This is a genomic window from Streptomyces sp. NPDC006326 (assembly GCF_040612915.1).
Lineage (GTDB): Bacteria > Actinomycetota > Actinomycetes > Streptomycetales > Streptomycetaceae > Streptomyces.
Genome location: NZ_JBEXRC010000104.1, coordinates 1 through 4,593, shown reverse-complemented (window position 1 = coordinate 4,593; position 4,593 = coordinate 1). Strand labels below are relative to the sequence as shown.

Here is a 4,593-nt window from a genome sequence, read left to right as displayed (position 1 = left end):
ACGACGCTCTTCCGATCTCCCGCTCCGCGGGTACCTGAGCGCTGCGCGCTCAGGAGAGAACGGCCTCGCTGCGCTCGGCCTGGGCGCCTTCGGCGCCTAGGCCTCCGCTTCGCTTCGGGCAGTGGCCGGCCCTTCGGGCCGGTGTCCTGCGCTTCGCTGCGGACTAGTTCGGGATTCTGCTTCGCTCCATCCTGAACGGCCTGCTCCGCAGGCTTGGGTGACCCTGTTTCACGGGGTCCGGGCCCTCGGCCCGTTGGGCGGGTCCGCTCCGCTCCCCCACCCCGGGCCCTTCCGGCTCCGCCTCCAGGACCAGCCCGCTCCGCGGGCGCTGGCAGCAGCAATAGGGTGTCGCGGTCGGCTTCTGGCTTGCAGAGCTCTCGGGGCTCAGCAAGGGATGATCTCCGGGGGCCCCGCTGCACAGGCTCCCGGCGGTGGTGCATAGGCTGTGCCCACCGCGGCGGGGGGACTGTAGCGCAGAGGTAGACGCGCCCTCTTGTCAGGAGGGGATGACGCCGGTTCGAATCCGGCCTGTACCCCCCGCCGTGCGTATTCCAGGACGCCAGTTCAGGCACCACCGAGGAGCAGGACACACACGCTCGTCGGCCGGCCAAGAGTCGCCTTCTCGTCTTCCAACAGCGTCACGACATCCTGAAGGACATCAAGCATCATCTGGGTGTCCCCGTACGTGGTTGTCTACAACGTGCCATCAGCGATGCGCCCGGCCGCGTCCTGCGCGACCTCGTTGGGGATACGTACGCTATGCCTTTCGCCGGCGGCCAGGAGAGCTGCCTTCACCTCCGGCGCTGGTCTACCGGCATGTGTCTCACGGACCTCCTCCAAGGCCTTCATGTACCGTGCCACCTGTTCCTGCAGCCAGGGCATGGCTTTCTCGTACTCGGAAGCATCGGCCATGGGGACAACCTACCTCGGGTCCAGGGTTGCTTCATTCTGGTTTCCAGATTCACTCTGGAACCGGGTGGATGCCATCGCTGGCGCCCGGCTCGCCGGGCCTGACGCTTCGACGATGTCGGTGAGGAGGGCGCACCGAGGTGTGACAAGCTCAGGGTGCTACCCGTATAATGGGCAGTTCCACCGTAGGACATGCCCAGCGCCACGGTGAGCTGTTGACGTCGAGTTCATCGGCGAGGGTGAGCAGCCGTGTGGAGCGCAGGATCCGCGGCAGGAGGCCGACCGGGGCAAGGCTGTCACGGATATGGGCCGCTCCCGGCGGGCCGGTGGTGACTCTGGTGAGCCGGGTGACCAGTACGTGCGGATTCTCCGTGTGCAGGGCGCTTCGGTGGGCGAGGCAGCCTTCCAGAGCCTGCCACGTGGCGCTGTCGAGGGCGAGGTCGATCCTGCGCCCGGGGAAACGGACCGTCCGGGCGGCGGTACCGATGTGGTCGAGGGTGAGGTGACGCAGTTCGGCAGTGGTGCGTGCCGTCGGCGGCGGGTTTGGGCCGTCGGCCGGCGAGGCGGACCCGCAGAAGCAAGAAGTGCGAGCTCAGCGCGGCCCTGGAGCCCTTGCGCCAGGTCAAGTCCGTCCCCGGTCCCGGCCCGCGGCCATCACGTGTTCGCGTAAGGAGACCGGGCGGGTGCGGTAACGCGGCAGCGGACGCGGCCCGAGCCCGAGCCCACCGTATGCGGGCTGGTGCGGTTGCGTGTCCTGCCCGTGGGCGGTCATCTCAGCTTTCGCCTGGAGGACGTAGGCGAGTCCGCGGTCTTCCAGGCCGTGGCGGAAGTCGGCGTTCGCGCCGTAGCCGGTGTCTGCCACCAACGCGGCGGGCCGTAGCCCGGCCTCTGCGAGTTCGTCGAGCATGTCCAGGACGAGCTGCTACTTGCGGCGGTGGTGTTCGGTCTCGGGGATCTGGCATGCCTTGCGCCGACCGGCTGCCTCGGCCCTGTCCCAGCTCTCGGGCAGGAACAGCCGCCAGGACAGCGGGCATGAGGCCGTGTCGGAGGCGCGTGAACACTGACGCCGATCTGGCAGTTGCCGACCTTGCCCAGCGTGCCCGAGTACTGCCGGGCCACCCCAGGCGACGAGACACCGTCCTTCGGGAAGCCGGTGTCGTCCACCCACACCTGCGGACGGACCGTCCCCACGGCCCGCCATGCCAGCCGCGCCCGGACGTCCTCGACCGGCCAGGTCGAGGACGTCATGAACTGCTGAAACTGCTGGTGATCGATACCGAGCCGCTCGGCCATCGGCTGCATCGACTTCCGCCGGCCGTCCAGCAGCAGCCCCCGCAGACACAGGGCACCCTTCTCCCGCTGGTCCCGCCGCACCAGCGGCGCGAACACCTCGGAAGCGAACTCCTCCAACCGGCCCCGGACCGCCGCAAGCTCCCCAGCCCTCATACAGCCAGCGAACTACCGCATACCAGACGTGACAAGACCAGCTAACTAGAGCGCGGCTCCTGGATCGGTTCGTCGGTTGATCGGATGTGTCCGCCTGGTTAGTGATCACTAATGTGGGACCGGATCGAGCCGCTGATGCCGGCCGATCCGGTTCGCGGTCGGCTGCGGGGTGACCACTGTCGAACCTTGGAGGCCATCGCGTGAAAGTACCGCACCTGCTCGCCCTGGCGGGATCTTCCCGACGCGCTCGGCTCGTTCCAGATCGCCCGCAACCGGCTGATCAGATGGGCCGTGGACGGCACCAGGGAAAGGATCCTTGCCGCGGTGCTGGTAGCAGCCGAGGGTGCTGCCAATCACCTGGACTGTGTCAGTGGACTCCACCGTCTGCCGGGCTCACCAAGCACGCCGCTCGGAGCCAGGACAAGGGTGCTCCAGGCCGGGCCAAATCAGACGACGACGCGACACCGCGGCAGCAATCCGGCTTGGGGCGCCTAGTGGTGATCATTAGAGTGGACTTGTGACCGCGTAGCGCGAACGGATGCGAACGCGCGCGGTCATCGGGGGGAGCGGGGAGCGGGAAAGAACATCGTGATCGCGGGCCGAAGCTGGCACAGCCCTACGGCACGGCAGCGGAAAACACGGACAAGGTGGAAGCGTCGGCCTCTCACTGGTAGCCAGCCGAGGGTGGCTCGGGCGTCGTAGGCACCGTGGTGAGGATCCGGCAAGGCGTCTGTCCGAGGGGCAAAGCTGGAGTGGGAGTGCAGGCTTGGGCAAGCGACGCAAGAAGCATGGCCCAATGCTTCCACTACCTGGCCGAGGACGAAGAGACTTGGCAGGCCAACCTTCGTGTTGTCCCGCCGACAACCGACTGAGCGGAACGGACAACGCACGGAATGCGCATGATGAAGACGACCTCGGCCCTGGTGGGTCTGCTGCTGACCGGGATAGCCGCAACCCCGGCTCACGCCGACACCATTCGGCAGAAGCAATGGCATCTCAACGCCATGAAGGCCGACGACATCTGGAAGATCAGTACGGGTAAAGGCATCACGGTGGCGGTCATCGACACCGGTGTGAACCGGGTTCCCGAACTGGAGGGCCAGGTTCTACCAGGTAAGGACTTCGCCGGCGCGGAAGGGTACAAGGAGGATGAGCGCCACGACTACGACGGCCACGGAACGCAAATGTCTGCATTGATCGCCGGTACCGGCAAGCACCCGACCGGTGACGGAGCCTACGGACTCGCACCCGGTGCCAAAATTCTTCCCATCCGCGTGCCTTCATTTCTGGTGGGGTCGAAGACTGTATCTGCGGTCGCGGCCATTCGCTACGCGGCAGACTCAGACGCCAAGATCATCAATATCTCCATGAGCGTCTCGGGTCCACCAGAGGACGACCAGGGGCGGGCTGACGCGGTAAAATACGCCCTCTCTAAAGGAAAATTGATCTTTGCGGCTGTCGGTAACGAAGGTGATTCCGACAACAAGGTCGAATACCCCGGTGCGACGCCGGGAGTGGTCGGCGTCGGCGCAGTGGACTCCGATGGTGCAGCCACCAACTTCTCGCAACACGGACCGCAGGTCGACCTGTCCGCACCCGGCCTCGCAATCGTGACCGCCTGCACGGGGAAAACAGGCGTCTGCAAAGGAAACGGCACAAGCCACGCCAGTGCGCTCGCCTCCGCCTCCGCCGCCCTCCTATGGTCCATCCACCCGGACTGGACCAATAACCAGATCCTCCGGGTTCTGCTGAACACCGCTGGCAAGTCCGAAGACGGAGCAGCGCGCAACGACTACATCGGCTACGGCGTAGTCCGCCCCCGCGTCGCGATCCCCACCCCCGGCGACCCCGGCCCGGCAGACGTGTACCCACTCCCCGACTTTCCGGCCGCCGGAGCCAAGTCCCCCCAACCCTCGTCGTCCGGCAAGACGCCGAACTCCGGCACCCTCAAGCCCGCTCCCACCCCCCAGGCCGAGGCCGGCAAGCAACCCGTACGCACCCTTGTCTGGATCGCCCTGGGTATCGGCGCCTGCCTGTTGATCGGCGGAGCCGTCACGGCAGTCGTCGTGCGCCGCACCAACCGCTGAACCGACCGGCCCCGACCCACATCAGTCCCCCTGACGACGAAGTGGGGGGGGCCGGGGGGGGGGGGCCGGGGGGGGGGGGGGGCCCGGGGGGGGGGGCGGCGGCCCACCCAAACACGCGGGGGGTCGGGCGTGCCCCCCCCTCACCACCACA

The 4,593-nt window shown here is 67.3% G+C and carries 2 protein-coding genes, 1 tRNA gene and 2 pseudogenes; 3 read left to right on the top strand and 2 right to left on the bottom strand.

What is annotated here, in order from left to right:
- Positions 1-461: 461 nt before the first annotated feature.
- A tRNA-Asp gene (locus tag ABZ128_RS35405) sits at positions 462-537 on the top strand.
- Between the two features lie 156 nt (positions 538-693).
- On the opposite strand, the gene ABZ128_RS35400 is transcribed toward ABZ128_RS35405, so the two are convergent.
- Positions 694-912 (bottom strand): hypothetical protein, encoded by a 219-nt coding sequence (locus ABZ128_RS35400; RefSeq protein ID WP_356854000.1) that lies wholly within the window; start codon positions 910-912, stop codon positions 694-696.
- Between the two features lie 619 nt (positions 913-1,531).
- A pseudogene (locus ABZ128_RS35395) lies at positions 1,532-2,355 on the bottom strand (IS701 family transposase).
- Between the two features lie 86 nt (positions 2,356-2,441).
- On the opposite strand from ABZ128_RS35395, the pseudogene ABZ128_RS35390 reads away from it, so the two are divergent.
- Both ABZ128_RS35390 and mycP read left to right on the top strand, forming a co-directional pair.
- Positions 2,442-2,755 (top strand): annotated as a pseudogene (locus ABZ128_RS35390) (transposase); the annotation flags it as partial.
- A gap of 499 nt (positions 2,756-3,254) precedes the next feature.
- On the top strand, positions 3,255-4,442 hold the full coding sequence (gene mycP / locus ABZ128_RS35385) for a type VII secretion-associated serine protease mycosin (RefSeq protein WP_356853998.1): 1,188 nt from the start codon (positions 3,255-3,257) through the stop codon (positions 4,440-4,442).
- Positions 4,443-4,593: the final 151 nt, after the last annotated feature.